17 protein-coding genes and 2 pseudogenes are annotated in these 18,137 nt (G+C 65.7%); 9 read left to right on the top strand and 10 right to left on the bottom strand.

Going from position 1 to position 18,137, the window contains the following annotated elements:
* The first annotated feature begins 48 nt into the window (after window positions 1-48).
* On the top strand, window positions 49-588 hold the full coding sequence (locus O2L52_RS02580) for a hypothetical protein (protein ID WP_270113739.1): 540 nt from the start codon (window positions 49-51) through the stop codon (window positions 586-588).
* Between the two features lie 739 nt (window positions 589-1,327).
* On the opposite strand, the gene O2L52_RS02575 is transcribed toward O2L52_RS02580, so the two are convergent.
* Entirely contained in the window at window positions 1,328-1,528 is a 201-nt protein-coding gene (locus O2L52_RS02575; protein ID WP_270113738.1) for a hypothetical protein, read from the bottom strand.
* Window positions 1,529-1,890: 362 nt separating this feature from the next.
* Here O2L52_RS02575 and O2L52_RS02570 point away from each other — a divergent pair, with 362 nt between their 5' ends.
* On the top strand, window positions 1,891-2,307 hold the full coding sequence (locus tag O2L52_RS02570; RefSeq protein WP_270113737.1) for a DUF4279 domain-containing protein: 417 nt from the start codon (window positions 1,891-1,893) through the stop codon (window positions 2,305-2,307).
* Window positions 2,308-3,037: 730 nt separating this feature from the next.
* Here O2L52_RS02570 and O2L52_RS25390 read toward each other — a convergent pair.
* Window positions 3,038-3,172, bottom strand: a pseudogene (locus O2L52_RS25390) (IS5/IS1182 family transposase); the annotation flags it as partial.
* Window positions 3,173-3,201: 29 nt separating this feature from the next.
* Here O2L52_RS25390 and O2L52_RS02565 point away from each other — a divergent pair.
* Both O2L52_RS02565 and O2L52_RS02560 read left to right on the top strand, forming a co-directional pair.
* Window positions 3,202-4,107: a hypothetical protein gene (locus tag O2L52_RS02565; RefSeq protein WP_270113735.1), complete on the top strand. Its 906-nt coding sequence runs from the start codon at window positions 3,202-3,204 to the stop codon at window positions 4,105-4,107.
* Between the two features lie 264 nt (window positions 4,108-4,371).
* A complete protein-coding gene (locus O2L52_RS02560) occupies window positions 4,372-4,641 on the top strand; it encodes an Imm1 family immunity protein (protein ID WP_270113734.1) in 270 nt (89 codons plus the stop codon).
* A gap of 317 nt (window positions 4,642-4,958) precedes the next feature.
* On the opposite strand, the gene O2L52_RS02555 is transcribed toward O2L52_RS02560, so the two are convergent.
* From O2L52_RS02555 to O2L52_RS02540, 4 genes and pseudogenes are all read right to left on the bottom strand, one after another.
* Entirely contained in the window at window positions 4,959-5,684 is a 726-nt protein-coding gene (locus O2L52_RS02555; RefSeq protein WP_270113733.1) for a hypothetical protein, read from the bottom strand.
* A gap of 292 nt (window positions 5,685-5,976) precedes the next feature.
* A pseudogene (locus tag O2L52_RS02550) lies at window positions 5,977-6,402 on the bottom strand (transposase); the annotation flags it as partial.
* A 143-nt stretch (window positions 6,403-6,545) separates the two neighbouring features.
* On the bottom strand, window positions 6,546-7,052 hold the full coding sequence (locus O2L52_RS02545; RefSeq protein WP_270113731.1) for an NUDIX hydrolase: 507 nt from the start codon (window positions 7,050-7,052) through the stop codon (window positions 6,546-6,548).
* A gap of 468 nt (window positions 7,053-7,520) precedes the next feature.
* Window positions 7,521-8,546 (bottom strand): hypothetical protein, encoded by a 1,026-nt coding sequence (locus tag O2L52_RS02540; protein ID WP_270113730.1) that lies wholly within the window; start codon window positions 8,544-8,546, stop codon window positions 7,521-7,523.
* Between the two features lie 178 nt (window positions 8,547-8,724).
* Between O2L52_RS02540 and O2L52_RS02535 the strand changes: the two genes are divergently transcribed.
* From O2L52_RS02535 to O2L52_RS02525, 3 genes are all read left to right on the top strand, one after another.
* The gene (locus tag O2L52_RS02535; protein WP_270113729.1) at window positions 8,725-9,087 is read left to right on the top strand and encodes a hypothetical protein; all 363 of its coding nucleotides are present in this window, start codon (window positions 8,725-8,727) and stop codon (window positions 9,085-9,087) included.
* A gap of 487 nt (window positions 9,088-9,574) precedes the next feature.
* On the top strand, window positions 9,575-10,192 hold the full coding sequence (locus O2L52_RS02530) for a PHP domain-containing protein (RefSeq protein WP_270113728.1): 618 nt from the start codon (window positions 9,575-9,577) through the stop codon (window positions 10,190-10,192).
* A gap of 55 nt (window positions 10,193-10,247) precedes the next feature.
* Window positions 10,248-10,619: a transposase gene (locus O2L52_RS02525; RefSeq protein WP_270113727.1), complete on the top strand. Its 372-nt coding sequence runs from the start codon at window positions 10,248-10,250 to the stop codon at window positions 10,617-10,619.
* 358 nt (window positions 10,620-10,977) lie between these two features.
* On the opposite strand, the gene O2L52_RS02520 is transcribed toward O2L52_RS02525, so the two are convergent.
* From O2L52_RS02520 to O2L52_RS02505, 4 genes are all read right to left on the bottom strand, one after another.
* Window positions 10,978-12,750, bottom strand: coding sequence for a potassium channel family protein (locus tag O2L52_RS02520; protein ID WP_270113726.1), 1,773 nt, complete (start codon window positions 12,748-12,750; stop codon window positions 10,978-10,980).
* Window positions 12,751-13,456: 706 nt separating this feature from the next.
* Window positions 13,457-14,731, bottom strand: coding sequence for an MFS transporter (locus tag O2L52_RS02515; RefSeq protein ID WP_270113725.1), 1,275 nt, complete (start codon window positions 14,729-14,731; stop codon window positions 13,457-13,459).
* Entirely contained in the window at window positions 14,728-16,056 is a 1,329-nt protein-coding gene (locus O2L52_RS02510; RefSeq protein ID WP_270113724.1) for a GH1 family beta-glucosidase, read from the bottom strand. Before O2L52_RS02510 ends, O2L52_RS02515 begins: the two co-directional genes overlap by 4 nt.
* Before the next feature lie 85 nt (window positions 16,057-16,141).
* Window positions 16,142-16,912 carry an AraC family transcriptional regulator gene (locus tag O2L52_RS02505; protein WP_344474075.1) on the bottom strand — a complete coding sequence of 257 codons (771 nt, stop codon included), beginning with the start codon at window positions 16,910-16,912 and terminating at the stop codon, window positions 16,142-16,144.
* A 70-nt stretch (window positions 16,913-16,982) separates the two neighbouring features.
* Here O2L52_RS02505 and O2L52_RS02500 point away from each other — a divergent pair, with 70 nt between their 5' ends.
* Entirely contained in the window at window positions 16,983-17,792 is an 810-nt protein-coding gene (locus O2L52_RS02500) for a phytanoyl-CoA dioxygenase family protein (protein WP_270113722.1), read from the top strand.
* Window positions 17,792-18,052, top strand: coding sequence for a hypothetical protein (locus O2L52_RS02495; RefSeq protein WP_270113721.1), 261 nt, complete (start codon window positions 17,792-17,794; stop codon window positions 18,050-18,052). Before O2L52_RS02500 ends, O2L52_RS02495 begins: the two co-directional genes overlap by 1 nt.
* The last annotated feature ends 85 nt before the right edge of the window (window positions 18,053-18,137 follow it).

Genomic DNA, 18,137 nt, shown 5'->3' with positions numbered 1-18,137 from the left:
GGCAACCTCTAGGATCGGAAGTCCCGCACACGTCGATCGGACACCCTCATGAGGCGACTCCCGAGTCCCCCGCGTCCCAAACCGAACCGCTCCGAATCCGCGGTCATCCTTTCCTTCACGCTCGCGGTGATCCTCCTCGCCTGCGCGGTCGTCCTGTTCGACGCTGCCGGACCCGCCAAGGAATCCGTCGCAGCGATCCTGATGAGAGGCGAGGTCTTCGGAGCGAACTACCTGCCGGATCTCGACTACATCGTGGGCCTCCGATTCATTTTTTCGGGCGTTCTCTATCTCGTCCTCGCGATCGCGTTCGGGGCGCTCGCGGTCGCCTCCCGCATCGGGCCGCGGTGGTCGGTCGTCGCCCTGGGAGTGCTCTGCATGGTCGGCACCCTCGTCATCCTCTACTTGACCGTGGCCCAGAGCCTTTCACGCAGCTTCGTCTACTACGAGCTCAGGGAAATGCTGCAATCCGCCGCGCCACCCTGGCTCGCGCCGACCGAAGGGATTCCCCCGCTCGTGACCCTCTTCGGACTGCCGCTCGTCGGCATCCTGCTGATCAACCGGCACCTCCGCAACTCGGCTACCGCCTGAGCGCCGGTGCAACCCCGCCCGGGTGCCAGCTGCGCGTCAATGCCGGACGCCCGATGCCAATGCAGGCAGTCGCTTCAGCCCTTTCCGGCCTCCCCGAGTCTGAGAAGGTTCGTAAACACTGCCTAGTCCGGTCAACATGTCGTGTTATCGGCGGCTGCGTCGACCGCAGTTCCGGCTCCAGTCCCGCGCGCCCGTTCGCCGAGCGCCGGGCCCTTCTCGAAACGCTGCCGCTACCTCCCGCGTGGGTCGTCCCGCCGATCTCGAATGACGGGCCCGCGATGATGGCCGCGAGCGCCGCCCACGGCCTCGAAGGTGTGGTCGCGCAAAGCCTCGGAAGCTTCTACGTCAAAGGCAGAACGAGGTCGTGGGTGAAGGTCCGGCACACTGCTGCCATCGACGCCGTCGTGGTCGGCTGGACCGAACGTGACACCGGTGCGGTCTCGCTCCTGCTCGCTGAAGCTACTGCGGACGGCCTGGCGTACATCGGCGAGTCAAAGCCTCCAAGAACCTCCTGGAGGTCCTTAAGCCCTTGAGGATCCGGACCCGGCCGGCGGGAATGTCCGCCCGTAAGGGCGTCCACTGGGGGTAGCCGGTGCGGCCCTTTGAAGTGCAGGCTGCGTCGCGAACGCCAAGCGGGCAACTGCAGCATACGAAGCTGCGTCGTGTACACCTTGACGAGCTGCCCTTACGACCAGGCGCCAGCCGAGCCGTGACACCGCAGTGTCATCGTTCCGCGCCGCTAGTAGTTCGCTTCGTCGGCGACCAGCCATCCAACCACGGCCGCGAGGGCGGAGGCAATGACGTACCAGGTGACCCGCCCCGGATCGACGGCGCCGACGATGAAGCCGAAGTACACGGCGATCGTAGCCAGCAGCACGACTCCTACCGCGTCGAAGAAGCGTCGCGTACCGAAATTCCAGTAGGCGTCGGCGACGAGCACGCCAGAGGTCAGGGCGAACGTCGTCAGGATGACAACACTAATGCGACAGGCCCACCGAGGCTGAGCTGCGGATCGCCATCAAGGTGGCCCCCTGCAGCGTCCGACACGGGAACCGTCACGCTGTCGCTTAGGATCGTTTCGACGACTTGGCTGCAGTCGGTGCCGTACCTTGTGGATGTATTGAGGGAGGCCGAGGTCCGCGGTACGCTGCCGGGCGCTGGGTTCGCCTTCATTGCAGTGAATCTTCAGCCCCTAGCTGCTGAGCCGGAAAGTGCCTACCTTCGGGCGGTTCCTCAGGGGCTCTTCTGGTATTCGGGCTTTCCGGGTATCTGTCATTTTAGAGTGAGGAAGACTTTCGGATCATGGGCAGCGATATAGTTCCCCGTCTGGCGGCCCTTGTGGCATGGAGCGAAGTGCAGTCGGTTGAAGAAATGTCAAAGATTGCTGGCATTGCTCCGGATATCTCCCTAGGCAAGGGCCAAATCCGGTCGGGGTCGATTGTTTCAATTCCGGCGAAGGAGAGCTCCTGGAAAATTCGTGAATTCGGTGATCGTGAAGTGCCTCTCGAGGAGGTCATTGACCGACTCTTTGTGAGGGTATTTCGTATGCGAGAGTCTTTTATTGCTTTGCGGGAGGCTGGGTGTGAAATAACTCTGGAGCTGGTGCAGTGGATGTCGGAATCCGATCCGCACGGGCCGGGGTTTCACTTGGATGCCGGCATGCTTCATTTCTTGGCCGAGATTGACGCCGAGGTTGACGTTGATCTTTACCTCGACTGAAGCGTAGTGTCGGCCAGCGTACCGCGGTTTCGACGCTGCAGGGTGTCACCAACCCAAGGGGACAGTCTGTCCCCATGAACTAGGGGGAACAAAGTGTCCCCTCGAGGCTCGGTCGCAGGGCTACAAACGTCCGATGAGATTCGACATCAAAGGTAGGCACTCACAGTGTCAAACTGTGGATTTCGGTTCCATGAGCCACGGATGCAACAGGTAATGGACGTTTCGACTCTCGGCCCTGGTTTGCCGCCGCTGCGATCTCCTCGGTCCTGCTACGTGCCTTCGTCGCCTGGATGGCCTTGCGCGGCACGAAACCCAGCGAGCGATCAGAGATCCTCCGTGCGCTCCCCCGGGCACACCGATCGGCGGCCGCTCTCCGACGACAACCGCGCCGACCGAACCGGAGTCCGAGGAGCGTTGGTGAGGACTTCACTGGTGTGGTCCGCCGGCTGGATGACCACAACTTCCAGGTCCAGGTCAAGCTCGATGCGTGGGCGCAGCATCCCGACGCCGATATTGGCACGATTGTCGCCCTCGGACCCCCTGGCGTGTTCGTTCGCGTCGGTGCTTGCGCAGTCGGACTCGTGCCGCGTGCCGACCTGTGCCGAAGCACAGGGCCGAAACCGGCACGTTGCTCCAGAGGTTTCAAAAGGTGCCGGTTCGCATCATGAAGGTGGATGCAGATGGGCCAAAATACTGCTGGCCACGGTATAACGGCTTCAAGCAGTCGAGCGAGCCTCTTGCAGCAGGTGATTCCTGCCGCGAGGGCGAGGAACGCGGCGAAGAGGTATCCGTGGCACTTGTACCGGAGAGCGAGTCGGCGGTAGCCGCCGAGCCAGGCGATGGTCCGTTCGACGGCCCAGCGATGTGTTGACCCGGGTCAGTAGTTTGGAACACATGGGATTTCTCGAACGCTTGGTGGAGCGAAGGCTGCGTCCGATCCTTCTCCCGGGTGAACGTATCCTCCTGCTCTCCCAGGGGACACTGCCGGACGGTGGTCGGGTGCAGCTCTGTGGTGGTACGGAGGCCCTGTACGTCCGCTCGGGGCCACCGGACGGCTTGAAGGGCTTTCGCTATACCGACATCGCCTCTCTGGTCGGCGGTCCTTCGCTCGACATCATCTTTAGCGACTCTGCCACCCTCACCATTGACCTGGACTCGGGTCAGCGAGGCCGCGTGATCGACTTCGTTGCCGCGCGCCTTCTCGAGTTGCCCTCATACGAACTTCAGACAAGTGTGGATGGCGCACCTTGGAGAGTGGCGTTCCGTCCCTGGCGGCCCGGTGTGATCAGCAAATGGGTGGTGGATCGACCGCCGGGTGTCAAACCAGGAGGGCCGACCGAGATCCGCCTGCTTGAACGAGCGGTTGCCGAGATCCAGGCAAGCGTGAACGGCACCCTGGGCGAAACCGATGCGGTCGTGGTGCCGGTCCCGGAGCACGACGGAACGGAACTTCTCAAAGGGTGGGCACACTACTTCGAGCTGTCCGATGCCGGCGACATGGAATGGGGCGAGAAAGCCGATGTGCATCCAGCGACCACTATGGTGTTTGCCCTCATCGGCGAGACCGTGGCGGTTGCCGACGTCGGGAGGTGGCGCGAGCGCCATCCGGCAATCCTCAGATATCCCTTGGGCGACTTCCAGCTCCACGATATCGGCGCCGGTCGCTTCAGCATCGAGCTACAAGGCCGCAGCCCACATTCGGCGTTCCTTCGACTGGGGACTGAGGACACCGCCGGGTATGAGTGGGTGCGCCGGGTCCGCGCGGCAAAGGGTGGAACAACAGCTACGCCGGCCGACTGAACGGACGTGCGCTGCGACGTGCGCGACCGATCCTGGGTCGCACTGCTCAGGATGGCCCTCGCCACCGATCCCGTCCGCGCGAACCCGAGCGAGCCGGGGCTATGGCTCGACCGCGGCGACTGGGATCCGGTCACGCGGCTCGTTCGTGCGAAATATCCTGAGCGTGCATGAGCTTGTGAACGCTCGTCGGAGCGGCGTGTTCAATGCGTCTCCCGCGCCAGTCGACGGGTTCTGCCGGCGTTCGAGGATTATCAACACCTGCGTGTGACCGTTGAGGGGTTCCCTGAGCGAAAGATGGATGTCGTCGCAAACGTGCGTGAGGGCCGTGCAGCGTTGCAGTACTCCGGCGTTGACGGCATCTATACCTCCGAGGGAAAGCTCTTCCTCGTCCAGTCCAAGTGGAAGGCAGTGAACGACCGCCCCACGCCACCTGCGGAGGCCCAAGTCCCGCTCGAAATGGTCAGCGTTGTGGTCGAAGAGTTCTACGAAACGGCGGGGGAACGGCCGACTTCCATTGACTGGCAACATGTCTAGAGCGATCGCTTGGGGCCGCCGGCCTCCTGTCGGTCGCTCCGAGCAGCATGACCGCAGCCTGCCCGGCTCTGGAGATTCTGCGCCGACGATAAACAGCGCCACCGATGCCGTCAACCACTCAGTCGCCGGCGCCGCCTTGTCCGCGAGCACTGCTGGAGCGAACGTCATCGGCCGCCTCTCGGCTCGAATCGTGGCGCTTGGCGTTGAGGGCCACGCGCACGTCAAGTGATGAGTGAGTCCGACCGACCGGTCCAAGCGGAGAAAGCAGCGAGCTGGTCGAGCGCTTGATGACAATGTCTGGGCCCATGCTCGTCTGCTCAGCAGACATGGCCGGTCATGGTCGTCGACCAGCGCATTCCGGCGGACAGATGCTCCAGATACCCCGGGTCGGCGACCGCCACCGTGATCTCGGCGTACGGGAATTCAACGAGCGGCCGGTCGTGCACCGCGTCCCAGGTGTCGTAGTCGTCCAGGTCGGCGAGTCCGTCTGGCCCCTCCAGCTCCAGTCCTTGGACCGCGGCGACCTCGCTCAGCAGCGGGACGTTCCGGTATTCGGAGACCTCGTAGCCGGTCACGACCGCCGCGGCGCGGCGGGTGAACGCCGTCTGGTCGCCAGGGGTCATCACGAAGTCTGAGATGCCGTCGGAGCCGCTGCCGCCGTCCAGCTTGTAGAGGTCGGCCGCTCTGCGCTTCGGTTCGAGCACGGTTCGGTCGTCGTCCGCGAGCAGGTATCCGTCCTCGGTGACCCGGATCTTCCTGCCGAGAATGAGGTCGAAGATCTGGCCGAGTTCCGTGCCGAGCCGCATGCTCGAGATGATCGCTTTGCCGCGCTCTTCGTCGAATGGGCAGCGGTCGCCGTCCTCGTCGTCCTCCTCGTTGTGAAGGGACCCGTGGTCCAGGCTCCACCACAGGTCCGCCAGGAGTGAGAGTGGGAATTCCGGCTCCCGCGGCACCCGTGGCACGTCGGAGTTGATGAGGTGGACTCTCCCGCGGAAGGTCGTGTCCTCGACGGCGTCGATGGAAACGGTGAAGATCGTGGTCACGCGGATGTCCCTTCGTCGGCAGCGGTGATTCTGCCCCGCCAGTCGATCGCCATGGTACGCAAAGCTGACGACCCTGTATCGTCCTCGATTTCCAGCCGCCGGAACGAGGTTTGGACAGGGTCGTGGCGGCTTCAACGGAGGCGGCAGTCACCTTGCCAGGCGAGCATCACGCCGTGCCAGCAGTGGCCAGGGTCAAGGCGGCGCTAGCGGAACCGGGCCGCAGCGACCGTTTGGACGCCATCGCCGACGATGAGGCTCTGCAAGGTACGTGCCAGGTGCTCTTGGCGCACCTCTAAGAGCGCGTCTCAGTTGGTGAGTTTTGGTAGCAGGTGATCGCTGTGACGAGGGCGAGGAATGCGGCGAACAGGTGACCGTGGCGTTCGTATTGGAGGGTGAGGCGACGGTAGCCGCCGAGCCAGGCGATGGTGCGTTCGATGACCCAGCGGTCGCGGCCCAGCCTGGTCGAGGATTTGATGCCGCGGCAAGCGATGCGATCACCGATACGCCGTTCGCGCAGTGTCCGGTGGCAATCGGGGATGTCGTAGGCCTTGTCCGCGTGGAGTTTCGCAGGCTTGCGGCGCCTGGGCCCGCGCCGGGACCGGATCTTCGGGATGCCCTGGACGAGCGGCTCGAGCGCATGGCTGTCGTGGAGGTTGGCGGCGGACACAACCAGAACCAGGGGCAATCCGATCCGGTCGGTGAGGTCGTGGATCTTCGAGTCTCGCGCGAGCATCCAGTCCTCAGCGCTGGCCTCTGCGGCAAGTGCAACGAGATCAGCTCGGTCCTGTGGGCGAGTGTCGTCGTCGCATGCAAGGAGTTTAAGCGCGATCAAATGCCCAGTTTGTGCTATTGATCCGAAACTTATTGGTTGAAGGTTGGGTTCGATCGTTGGACTCGGTCGGCCCAGTCTGCAGCATCGGCGGCGAGCTCGGGGAGCACGGAGGGCGTCTTGTAGTCCTCGAATCGGTCGATTGGCACCCAGCGGCAGTCAACGATTTCGTCCTCGGCGACGGTGAATTGTCCGGAGCCGCGCGTGGCACCCGGATGGGCAACGCGGGCGACGTAGACGAAGTCGATGTGATGGTGAGAGCCGATGTGTTTGTCTTCGGTAGCTACCTCGATGATGCGCCATGGCGGGATGAGGGCCGTGACGTTGGCGTAGGGGGGAAGGGATTCCGCGATGATCTCCACCTCGATTCCGGTCTCCTCGAACACTTCGCGTTTGGCGGCCTCGTCCGGAGCCTCGTTGGGATCGATGTGGCCACCTGGGTAGAGCCAAAGGTCGAGCTTCCGGTGGTGGACGAGCAGCATCGCGCCTTCGTCATTGAAGACGCAGACGGAAGCGGTGAAGTGTCGCTGTAGGGTCACGGTCGTTCCTTCACAATGCGGCCGACGGATTCCGGGAGGAATTCGCTCCACCGTAGTACCGCACAGTCGAACTCGATGGTTGAGCTGACGTACTTCGTATGCGGCGCTTGGAAGTAGCTGAGCACACGGGTCGGGAGCTTCTGAACGCGGTGGAAGAACGCCCGGACCGATCGCTCCATCTGGGCCCGGTCGGTGATGACCTGGTCGGCGAGCGTGTGCTGCAGATCGGCGCCCGCCAGCTCGTCGGGGTTGAGGTGCGGGGCGCAGGCGGGCAGGAAATGCGGCTCGATCCGGTCGTTCCGGTCGGCGACTCATTCGGCGACCTTCTTGGCGCGGTGGGCGGAGTGCCCGTCGACGACGAGGTGGATCGCGCTGGAATCGAGGCGGGCAGCATCCAAGGAGTGCATCGCGGCGGCCTCAATCGCGCGCGCCCCAGCCGAGGCAGCCCTGGTTCGATCGGTCGCTGCGTTACGCGAGGTATTCCTGCGCGCTCGCAAGATAGTCCGCAACCTGCTGCTCCCAGGCGAAGATTTCCGCCTCACGGTCGATAAGTCGATCGACGTACAGCATCGCCCACGCCTCTTCGGCCTCGTCCCGCAATCCAGAGTCTTGGGCGCATTCGGCGAAGTCCTTCGCCATGGCGAACTCGTAGGCCATCGGATCATCGGACTCAGATGCGTCGCTGTACATCCCGGCAAGCTGCTCTCTGACCGGCAGCATCCCCATCTCGTCGAACTGCCACGCCCCGTAGCCGCGGTCCTCGACACAATCGAGGAAGCCCTCTTCCTGCTCGGCGTACTGCGCCGACAGCTCCCGGTACAGCTCCCCGTCACCGACCCAAGTGAGCGGGCTATTCAGATCGGGCCTAGTCAGGTACGTGCCGCTCTCAGTTTCCACCACCGCGGGTTCACCGTAAACCGCCTCGATCGTGACCAGCTCACAACCGCCGAACGGCAACTGATCGGCCTTGCCTGCCGGGGCCTCAGCTCGTTCCTCCCCGAGGAACGCGGCAAGCCACTCGGTCTGGTATTCCTCGCCGGATTCCTTCCACTCCTGGTATGCGTCGAGCGACGTCATGTCCATCCAACCCTGTTCGCCTGCAACATAGGCGAGATAGTTCAAGTCCTCGCGCATCGATGCCGACTCAGGGGTGTAGTTCAGCTCCACCCACTGTCCGAACCCGAACTGCTCGGCCTGTTCCACTGTCGGAATGCGACTGTAGGGGGAAGCGAAGCCCTCGAACCGGTGCGGCACGATCCCTCCGTGCAACAGGTTCGTCTCATGGGCGAAGAACCCTTGGTCTTCCATGCATTCGGTGGCCACTCGGGCTTCGGCCTGGGTCAGTTCCCAGCGCAAGGCGGACCCGTTGACCAGGGAGGTTTCGATCCGGTCGATGTCGTCAGCACCGATCGTCTCCGGTTGGCCGGCATCGCACGCTGACAGCAGCACGATCGCGCACACCGGCACCATGAGCGTGCAAGCAAAGGGTTTCACGCCCAACAGCCTAGAACCTCCATCGATGGTCCACAAGTGCGCAAGCGGCCCCATTTCCTTTACGCGGCATACTGATTCTCTTGACAGACCGGTGAGGAGCCGCGACGATGAGAACGATCCAACGGCTTCAGAGTTGCTTTCACATTCGACCGTCTCCCCCTGGAAGGCACTCAAGTACATGAAACTTCTCCTCATGCGCGCGGGCGCCGCACTTGCGGCCCTGATCGCGGTTGTCGCGTTCGCCGCCCCTGCGGCGGCGCACCTTGCCACAGGAACTATCGTCCGAGGTTCCAACTGCACGTACCCGTGGCGGAGCACCCACACTTCCGCTTCAACCACGAGAGCCACTGATATCTGCGCAGGCCATGCCTATGTGCGGGCCTACGGCATCAACTCGAATGACGATGTCGTGAACACTGGATGGTTCGGCAGTGCCAGCTATGCCGCCGTCAGCAGCTCCACGCACTTGAACGGCGTGTACTTCACTACAACCAACCACAAGGGCTGCAGCACCTGCGATTACAACATCATTTCGCACTAACGGTAGCGTTCCCAGAGAAGCAACCGGCCTGCGCAGGCTGTCGTGGGAGGGCGCCAACATCGGCGCCCTCCCGCCATTTGGCCACACTCCATTATGACTTTTCTGTAGAGGAGAGCAGGCTCGGCCGGTGCGGTGTCGGGGCTACCTGCCAGGGTAGTACGGCGGCGGAAGTTCGTGACCTCATGACGGTTGGTGGTCTCCTCGTCGCTGGCAGCGGGAGCGGCGGGCTTGCATGTTGGGGTCGAATATCCACTCTGACAAGTGGTTATGGAAGTCTTCATCGTGGACTGCGCGCGTGATCTCGCCATAGAGGCGGGCGAGCCCGGTGAGGCGTCCCGGTGCCCACGGGTACACGGCGCGACGCTGGTGCCTCGGCTCACATCGTTGGCGTGCCAACTGATGTGGCGAGCAGACTGTCTCCAAGACCTGACTATCTCGCTTCCCTGTCCACGCAGGGGGGCAGCTGACTCCCCCGGTATTCGACGCCTTGGGGTATCTGGAGGCGATCGAGGAGTGCCGCGATCGGTTCCCGGAGCTGCGGATCCTCAGCGGCTTGGAGATGGGCGAACCGCATTGGCACGCCGCGGCCATCGCGAAGGTACTCGGTGCCGGCCGGTTCGACCGGGTGCTCGGCTCCCTGCACTGCCTGCCACTTCCCGGTGGGGACAGGTTCGCCGAGCCGCCGGGCCTGTACGAGCACCGGGAGGCGACGGAGGTCGTCCGGGCCTACGTGTCCGAGGTGGCCAAGCTGGTCAGCGAAAGTGACGTGTTCTCCGTGCTGGCCCACATCGACTATCCGATCCGCTACTGGCCGCAGCAGACAGCCGGACCGTTCGAACTCTCAGCGTTCGAGGAGGAGTTCCGCTTCGCGCTGCGGGCCACCGCCCAGTCGGGCAGGGCGCTGGAGATCAGCACCCGCATACCGCTGCACGCGACCATTCTGCGATGGTGGCGCGAAGAAGGCGGAGACGCCGTGACATTCGGCAGCGACGCCCACGAACCCTCGGCCATCGCCCGCGGCTTCCGTGAGGCGGCACAGATGGCAGAGGCGCATGGGTTCCGCCCCGGGCCGAACCCGTACGACCTCTGGGGACGCCTGAACTGACCTCGTAGACGAGCACGGCTGCTGTTTCATGATTCTTGTTGTGACGCAAGGAAACATGACGGCAGCCACTGCCGTGAGCATAGTAGGCGAGGTGACGGCCGAGCTGCTCGGCTCGTGTGCGGGGTTGTTCGCGCGCATCGAGTCCCGCCGCCTGGCCGCCGACGCGGTGACCGGGTTGCAGGCGGACCTGCCCAGGAAGAACTGCTGTTCGATCGCGAAGAACGCCGGGCATGCCGATCCGTGGCGGCTCCAGCACTTCTTCAACGACAGCGCCTGGAATGAGGACGTCCGGGAGAGCGCTGCGGCAACCGCGTGGGTCCAGGTCGCCGACCGGCCCGAACGGGTGCTGGTGTTCGACGAGACCGGCGACCTCAAGAAAGGCGCGGCGACAGTCGGAGTGCAGCGACTACCCGCACTGGTGGACTGAATCGGCTCGACGCTACCGCGGTAAGCAGGAAGCGCACTGATACGGCCGGCAGGTTGGCCATGCCACGAGTCCCCGAGTCTTTCGCGTCCCGCGCAAGACCATACAAGACTGCTGATCGTCCGCCCGGTAGTTGCCCCCTGTATGTTCCAACGCCGACCGCGATCTCGACCACGCGTGGATCCCGTGCTGAGCACATCAACCGAACCATCGATGGCACCAGCCTGCACCGGTTGCCGGTACGAGGACGGCGACACACCCAGCGTGCTGCCAGCCGCGCTGCGAGGCCTGAACCTCGCAGCGCCACGTGCTCAGCCACTACGACACCCATGCTGCTCTCATTCCTCAACGTAGGTGGACGCTACTTGGGATCACCAGGAATGGTTGTCGATGCCAGTTCGGCGACTTTGCGGATGCCGGCGCTGTCGGCGACAACGGCAAGCGTGTCACCTGCCGCGATCTTGAAAGCCGGATCAGGATTCCACCTGACGCCACCGCCAGAACGTCGGACAGCTATCACTTCCATGCGACCGACTTGAGCTACCGCGCTGATGGAGGCTTCGTGCAGGCTACTGTCGGGCTGCACTTCAACGGTTAGCAGAAAGACCAGCTGATCATCCACGGGAATGATCTCCACGATCGCGGCTTCGGTGACCGCCTGAGCGAACCGTTCCGCAGCTACCGCTGTGACGCTGAACGACTTATGCGCCTGGTAGATGTTCCTGGTGAGCTTTTCGCGAATACGACGGGATATCCCCGTCTCTGAGACGCGCAGGACGGTCGGCAGGGCCCGATTGAGTTCAAGTGCGGTCAGCACGACTCGCAGGCTGTCGACTTCACGGCTGGCGGTGGCAACAAGTGAACGCGCGTCGCGAACCTCTGCGCTCTGGAGAATCCGCCTGTCGGCCGCGTCGCCGATGAGCACTTCAGCGCCGACCGCGCGCGCCTCGGCAACCCCTTGCGCGTCCGCGTTGCGTTCGATCGCAACTACGGGCACACGACGTTCACGAAGTGCGATGACGACGCGATGCCCCAACGGCCCGAGCCCGACAACGATGACATGGCCGCGGACCGGCTGGATGGTTCGACCGGAGAGGCGGGCGTCCCGGCGGTCGAACACCGATTGGAGGATGGCTGCTGTAAAGACCGGCAGCAGCAGCGAGCTGGTGAGTGCGACCATCATGTGCGCCGACTGAATAGCACGGCTGGCACCCATGTCGGGGTTGGTGCCGCCGGTCAGGAGCACCATTACGTAGAACGCTTCCCATGGGTTGTCGATGTGAACGGCGCTGGAATCGTCGCGCAGGAGCACCGTCAAGCTCGTGGCCATGACTGTGAGGAGGACCGCCGCACTAATCCACCAGAGGCGTGCGGTCGTCTTCCGAAACGACCCCAACGCGCGTCGCATTCGATGCAGGACCTGGCCAATGTCCTCCAGCGGGCTCCGCAGCGCCGCTTTGAGCCACCGCCGCCGCACATCGGGTGCAAGATGCAGGACGAAATCCTCCCCAGGAGCGTCCGATACTAGGACGGTGCCGTCGGCCCCAGCGACAGCCCAAGCAGCCTCTGCTCTCGTGTCCCACCAGTCTGCGAGATACAGCGTGCGATTCCAGAGCCCGATGTCGCCCGGTCCCGCTCGCTGCACGGCCGCCGCAACGAACGTTGCAGCGACCGCCCCGGTCTCCGAAATCGCGAACACGTCATTCTCACCCAAGAGTTCCATGGCGTTAGTGCCGAACTCCTCGTCATCCATCCTCAACACCAGTCGAGGATGTGGCAGATCCCGCTCAGTCACGAGATCCCGAAATTCCAACGCAAGTTGCACGTTGCCCAGGTCATCTCGGTCCATGAACGCAACCGCATGTATCCGACGAAGAACGCTATCGGACAGACCCTCAAGAATGCCGACTTGGAACGGAGCAACCTGAACAAGGTCGTCGTCGAAGCCCGAAGACCACCGTGCGACAGCAGCCTCGTTCCTGTACAGCACTTGCACGCGATACCCGTACCGGAGGGCGAGCGTTCGCACGAGGCTGCCGGCCAGCTCGTCCTCACCGACAACAAGCACCAGCGGACTTGCAGCAGCGACGCTACGCTCGTCAGAGGTTTGATCCGGCTTTCGCTTGCGGGGCATACACACCAGTCTATGGAGATTCACGTTGCACGTGGGTTCTCGCTCCCACCGTTACATGAAAGGCCCCTCATTCCATTTGACCTGCCACCGGTATCCCTATTGCGGCGGCGCCCTTCCTCGCCATCCAACCTGGGGCGCCCCGGTTCGGCAACGCCGCACCGTCCCCGCCGCTACCTGCTCCGATGAGCGGACCGGCCAGCATCAGAACAGATCGAGGTCGGTCCTTGCAGGTTGGGCGGTCACATCGATCAGGGCGTTGCCGTGTGAGTCAGTTGCCAGGGGCGCGGTCATGCGCGAGACGCTATCAGGTTCTGGGAGTCAAGACTCATGCTCGACTACGAGCCGGGCCACCGGGTGGTGGCCAGCGGGGCGCGCAAACCCACTGGAGGAGAAACGTTCGCCGTTCTGGAGCCGAGGCCCGCTTTACGGTTCGGATCCCGGCCGTCCATGAGAGGAGCACCGAGTCAGCCTGGCAGACCAAAAGAGTGGGCCCCCTGAGTTTGCACGCCCGGGAGCCCACCGTGTCGCTCCGATTCCGCGGTTACCGGCCAGCAGTCGCCGGTCCGGCCGACCCAGGCATTCCCGCAGTGCGAGGACCAGCGCCGCCTCGGGGGCGAAGTGCTCGTCTGGGCGGCGCGGGTGGAGCGTGTCGGCGCAGTGCAGGAGGGCGGCGGGCATGTCGGCATCGTAGCGGCGGGATGTCGGGTCAGCGCACGGACTTGATGGGCCACACCAGGATGCCGCCGAGGAGGGTGGCCGCCGCGCTCAGGGCGTAGAGGGTCGAGTAGCCGCCGAGCCCCGCCACGGTCACCGCGGCGAGGGCCGGGCCGAGGACCTGCGGGGCGGTGGAGGCGATGTTGATGATGCCGAGGTCTTTGGCGCGGTCGGAGGCGGCCGGGAGGACCTGGGTGATGAGCGCCTGGTCGACGGAGAGGTAGATCCCGAAGCCGGCGCCCATGATCGCGGCGGCGGCGATCGCGGCGGGCCAGGTGTGCCAGAAGGTCAGGAGCAGTGCGGCGACGGTCATGATCGCGGAGGAGACCACGACGAGCGGCTTGCGGCGGCCGATGCGGTCGGAGAGCACGCCGCCCGCCACCGAGGTGGCGATGACGCCGCCGGTGTAGAGGAGCGTGAGGATCAGGACCCCTTCGTCGGCGCTGCGGCCGGGGAAGATCTCCTCGTAGTGTACGGCGTCCTGCAGGAAGAACAGCAGGTAGAGCGTGCCGGTGGCGTTGCCGAGCATGACGAGGAAGCGCGTGAACCAGGCCCAGGCGAAGTCGGGGTGGGCGCGGGGCGAGACCCAGAACGTGGCGAGGAGGGCCTTCCAGTTGAAAGGCGGCCGGGCGGTGCGCGGCAGCGGCGGGTCCGGTGTGGACAGTACGAACGGGAGCGCCATCGCCAAGGCCGCCAAGCCGATCACGAGATAGCCGGTCGGGATGTCCGTGACCAGCATGGTGACGATGACCGCGCCGAGGACGAGGCCGAGGGCCTGCGGGAAGCCGATCCAGCCGGAGACGACGGCGCGCTGGCGGACGGGGACGTGGTCGGGGATGCCCGCGTTGAGGCTGGCGTACCCGGCGTTGAGGGCCGCTTGGGCGAGGCACCAGCACAGGAGCACGCCGATGACGGTGGTCTGGAGGCCGAGCAGGTAGAGGCCGAGGGCGCCGACGGCCATCCCGCCGAGGGTCCAGGGGTGGCGGCGGCCGAAGCGGCCGGTGGTGCGGTCGGAGAGCGCTCCGGCGAGGGGGTTGGCGACGACGGCGACGAGCGCGCCGAAGCCGGTGACGAGGCCGAACGCGGCGACCTTGCCGTCCTCGTCGATCTCGGCGAGCTGGAGGGGCAGGAGCACCTGGATCGGGGTGAAGAAGGCCATGTAGAGGCCGAGCATCCCGGTGGTGATGCCGCCGATCCAGACCTTGCCCACATTGCGTTCGGGTTCGGCGAGGGCGGCGGGCGCGGGGGCTTCGGGGGCGGTGGTCACGGGCGTCTGCTCGCGAGGTGCTCGCGGTACCAGGCGAAAGAGGCCTTCGGAGTGCGGTCCTGCGTCGCGGGGTCCACGTGCACCAGTCCGAAGCGCTGGTGGAACCCTTCGGCCCATTCGAAGTTGTCGAGGAGGGTCCACACGAGGTAGCCGCGCACGTCGGCGCCTTGGGCGATCGCAGCGTCGAGGGCTTTGACGTGGGCGGCGAGGTAGTCGATGCGGTCCTGGTCGGGGATCGAGCCGTCCGCTGCGGGCGGGACGGCGTAGGAGCAGCCGTTCTCGGTGACCCACAGGGGCGGGAGGTCGGGGCCGTAGTCCTCGGTGAGGTCCATCAGGGTCTGGGTGAGGCCGGAGGGGATGACGGGCCAGTCGAAGTCGGTGGTCTTCACGTTGTCGAACTCGACGATGTCGAACGGGAGCGGCGATCCGGGCGGGGCGGCGGCGAGGCGGGTCGGGTTGTAGTAGTTGACGCCGAGGCCGTCGAGGGGCTGCGCGATGGCCTCGAGGTCGCCGTCCTTGAGGAACGGCAGGGTGTCGAGGCCGAAGGGCGAGAGATCGGGGTAGCGGCCGAGGAGCACGGGGTCGGTGAACAGGCGGCGGTGGAGGAGGTCGTAGGTCGCGGCGGCGGCGAGGTCGTCCTCGTTGCCGGTGGCGGGCACCGCGGGCGTGTAGCTGTTGGTGAGCATGACGAACGGCGCGCCCGCGGCGCGCAGGGCGCTGGTCGCGAGGCCGTGGCCGAGGAGCTGGTGGTGGGCGGCGGGGAGCGCGTCGAGCAGCAGCGTGTGGCCGGGGGCGTGCTGGCCGAGCGCATAGCCGAGGGCCATGTGCTCGAACGGCTCGTTGAGGGTGATCCAGTGGCGCACGCGGTCGCCGAGGCGCTCGGCGCAGATCGCGGCGTACTCGGCGAAGCGGTGGGCGGTGTCGCGGTCGAGCCAGCCGCCGGCGTCTTCGAGGGGCTGCGGGAGGTCCCAGTGGTAGAGGGTCGCCATGGGGGCGATGCCCGCTTCGAGGAGGGCGTCGACGAGGCGCTCGTAGAAGTCGAGGCCGGCCGGGTTGACGGGGCCGGTGCCGTCCGGGCGCACGCGGGGCCAGGCGATCGAGAACCGGTAGACGTCGATGCCGAGGTCGCGCATGAGGGCGATGTCCTCGGGGTACCGGCGGTAGTGGTCGCAGGCGGTTTCGGCGGTGTGGCCGTCGCGGATCTTCCCGGGTGTGCCGGTGTAGGTGTCCCAGACCGACGGCCCGCGGCCGTCCGCCGCTGTGGCGCCTTCGATCTGGAAGGCCGAAGTGGCCACCCCCCAGGCGAAGTCGGGCAAGCGCGGCATTGCGACCACAGGTACCTCCGAGAGTGACGTGAGTAACTTTCGTGACGGTACCGCAGCGCAGCGCATTCTTGTAGCCCTCGACGGCTCAGAGTTTCCGGGCCGCCTCGCGCACCGCCCGCGGCGAGGCGCCGAGTTCGCGGCGGCAGGCCTTGTTGAACGCCTGGAGGTCCGCGATGCCCACCGCGGCGGCGACCGCCGGGATCGACAGGGTCGACTCTACGAGGAGGTGCCGGGCCCGCTCGAGGCGGCGGCGCCGGATGTGGGCGACCACCGTGGTGCCGGTGGCGGCGTGGAAGAGCCGTGTCAGGTGGTTGTGCGAGAGGCCGACCGCGGCGGCGATCTCCGGCACCGCGAGCGGGGCCGGCAGGTGCTCCTCGATGTGTGCGAGGGCCGCCTCCACCGAGCGGTGGTGCCCCTCCCCGGCGGGCCCCGGGTCGAGCCGCGTCATCCGCCACAGCAGCGCCCAGGCCTCGGCGTTCGCGCGCGCCGGGGCCTCGGCGGTGACGGCCTGGCGGAACATCTCGGCCAGCGCGGGCGCGGTCGGTCCGGCGTCCTGCATGACCGGCACCGTGCACCGGTTGCCGTCCTTCGGGAGTCGCGCGTGGATGTGGAGGTTCTCGGAGCGGCCCTGGTAGCGGAAGAGGACTTCGACGCCGGCCGGGATGAGGCTCACGTACCCGGGCCTGACGGGGTGGACGGTGCCGCCGAGCTCGATCGCGCCCTCGTACTTGTACAGGTGGATCTGCCACAGGTCGGGCAGGAGGAAGCGCTCCTCGGGCAGGTTGAGGCCGTGGAGGCCGACGCCGGCGTTGACGACCTCCGGCGGTTGGTCGAGGTGAAGCGTCACCGTGCGCATGATGAGAACCGACCACTAGTTGGTGATTACTGCCAATTACAACTGCGGGAACTGATCCTATCTTCGGTGTATGACAACCAGCAAGCATCTACTGACCTCGGTCGAGGTCGCGCGGTTCGTCGCCAACGGGTTCCACCGGATGGACGCGATCGTGCCGCCCGACCTCAACGCCGAAGCGATCGGGATCATGGAGGCCGGGCTCGGCCCGGTCCCCTACGGGACCCCGGTCGGCGAGGCCTACGAACCCGGGTCGTTCACGCGGCGGCTGCTCGAGATCCCGGCCGTGGCCGGGGCGCTCCAGAGCCTCCTCGGGTCGGACCCCACGGTCGACCACCACGCCATCCACATCCGCGAGCCGCACGAGGGCGGCGCGCAGCCGCTCCACGGGGACGCGATCATCGACACGCGCATCGACGCGTTCGACGTGCAGCTCATGTACTACCCGCAGGAGGTCACCGGCACGATGGGCGGCACCCTGTCCGTCCCCGGTTCGCACCTGCGCCGCACCAACGAGTCCGACACCGGCCGGTACCAGAACCTGCGCGGCCAGACCCGCCTGACCTGCCCGCCGGGCACCGTTGTCCTGCTCCACCACGGGATCTGGCACGGCGGACGGCGCAACGACTCCGACATCCGCCGGTACATGTACAAGATCCGGTTCAACCCGACGGCGCCGCAGGTGCGGACCTGGGACGTGTCCGATCTGGACGATCCGCAGGTCGCGGCCGAGCTCAACGTCTACCACCCTTGGTGCGAGCACGCGACCGCCCGCCTGGAGATCTACAACCGCGTCAAGATGTGGCGGGCGCTCACCAACAACCCCTCGTTCGACGTCGAATACTGGGCGACCCGCGTCGCCAACCGCCCCGGGAGAACCTGATGAAGCAAGAAGTCCTCGTCCTCTACTTGAACACCTCCGCGCTCGACGCCGACGTCTTGGCCTGGGCGTACTACGACGGGACCGGGAGGACGAACCCGACGACCGGCGACAGCGACCTCCCGCCGTACGACACGGGCGTGGAGGCGCTGCGCGACGGCTGGCGGCTCTTCCAGGCCTCGCAGCTGATCCCGCCCTATCCGGGGCACGAGTACGACACGTCGTTCCTCAAGCACGAGTTCTGGTTCGAGAAGATCGGGTAGTCCGGGACCGGGCGCGCGGCGGCGCGCGGGCGGGCCGGTGGGGAAGCGCCCCCGAGGGTAACCACCAGCCCCGGGGCGGGGGGCG

The organism is Glycomyces algeriensis, from assembly GCF_027622855.1.
Lineage (GTDB): Bacteria > Actinomycetota > Actinomycetes > Mycobacteriales > Micromonosporaceae > Glycomyces > Glycomyces algeriensis.
This window is presented reverse-complemented; position numbering and strand designations above follow the sequence as displayed.

Excerpts from the sequence above, each read along its gene's own strand:
- O2L52_RS02510 (WP_270113724.1), bottom strand. The coding sequence starts at position 16,056 with ATGCCGCGCTTGCCCGACTTCGCCTGGGGGGTGGCCACTTCGGCCTTC.
- O2L52_RS02565 (WP_270113735.1), top strand. The coding sequence starts at position 3,202 with ATGGGATTTCTCGAACGCTTGGTGGAGCGAAGGCTGCGTCCGATCCTT.
- O2L52_RS02580 (WP_270113739.1), top strand. The coding sequence starts at position 49 with ATGAGGCGACTCCCGAGTCCCCCGCGTCCCAAACCGAACCGCTCCGAA.
- O2L52_RS02525 (WP_270113727.1), top strand. The coding sequence starts at position 10,248 with ATGACGGCAGCCACTGCCGTGAGCATAGTAGGCGAGGTGACGGCCGAG.
- O2L52_RS02500 (WP_270113722.1), top strand. The coding sequence starts at position 16,983 with ATGACAACCAGCAAGCATCTACTGACCTCGGTCGAGGTCGCGCGGTTC.
- O2L52_RS02505 (WP_344474075.1), bottom strand. The coding sequence starts at position 16,912 with ATGCGCACGGTGACGCTTCACCTCGACCAACCGCCGGAGGTCGTCAAC.
- O2L52_RS02570 (WP_270113737.1), top strand. The coding sequence starts at position 1,891 with ATGGGCAGCGATATAGTTCCCCGTCTGGCGGCCCTTGTGGCATGGAGC.
- O2L52_RS02495 (WP_270113721.1), top strand. The coding sequence starts at position 17,792 with ATGAAGCAAGAAGTCCTCGTCCTCTACTTGAACACCTCCGCGCTCGAC.
- O2L52_RS02520 (WP_270113726.1), bottom strand. The coding sequence starts at position 12,750 with ATGCCCCGCAAGCGAAAGCCGGATCAAACCTCTGACGAGCGTAGCGTC.
- O2L52_RS02535 (WP_270113729.1), top strand. The coding sequence starts at position 8,725 with ATGAAACTTCTCCTCATGCGCGCGGGCGCCGCACTTGCGGCCCTGATC.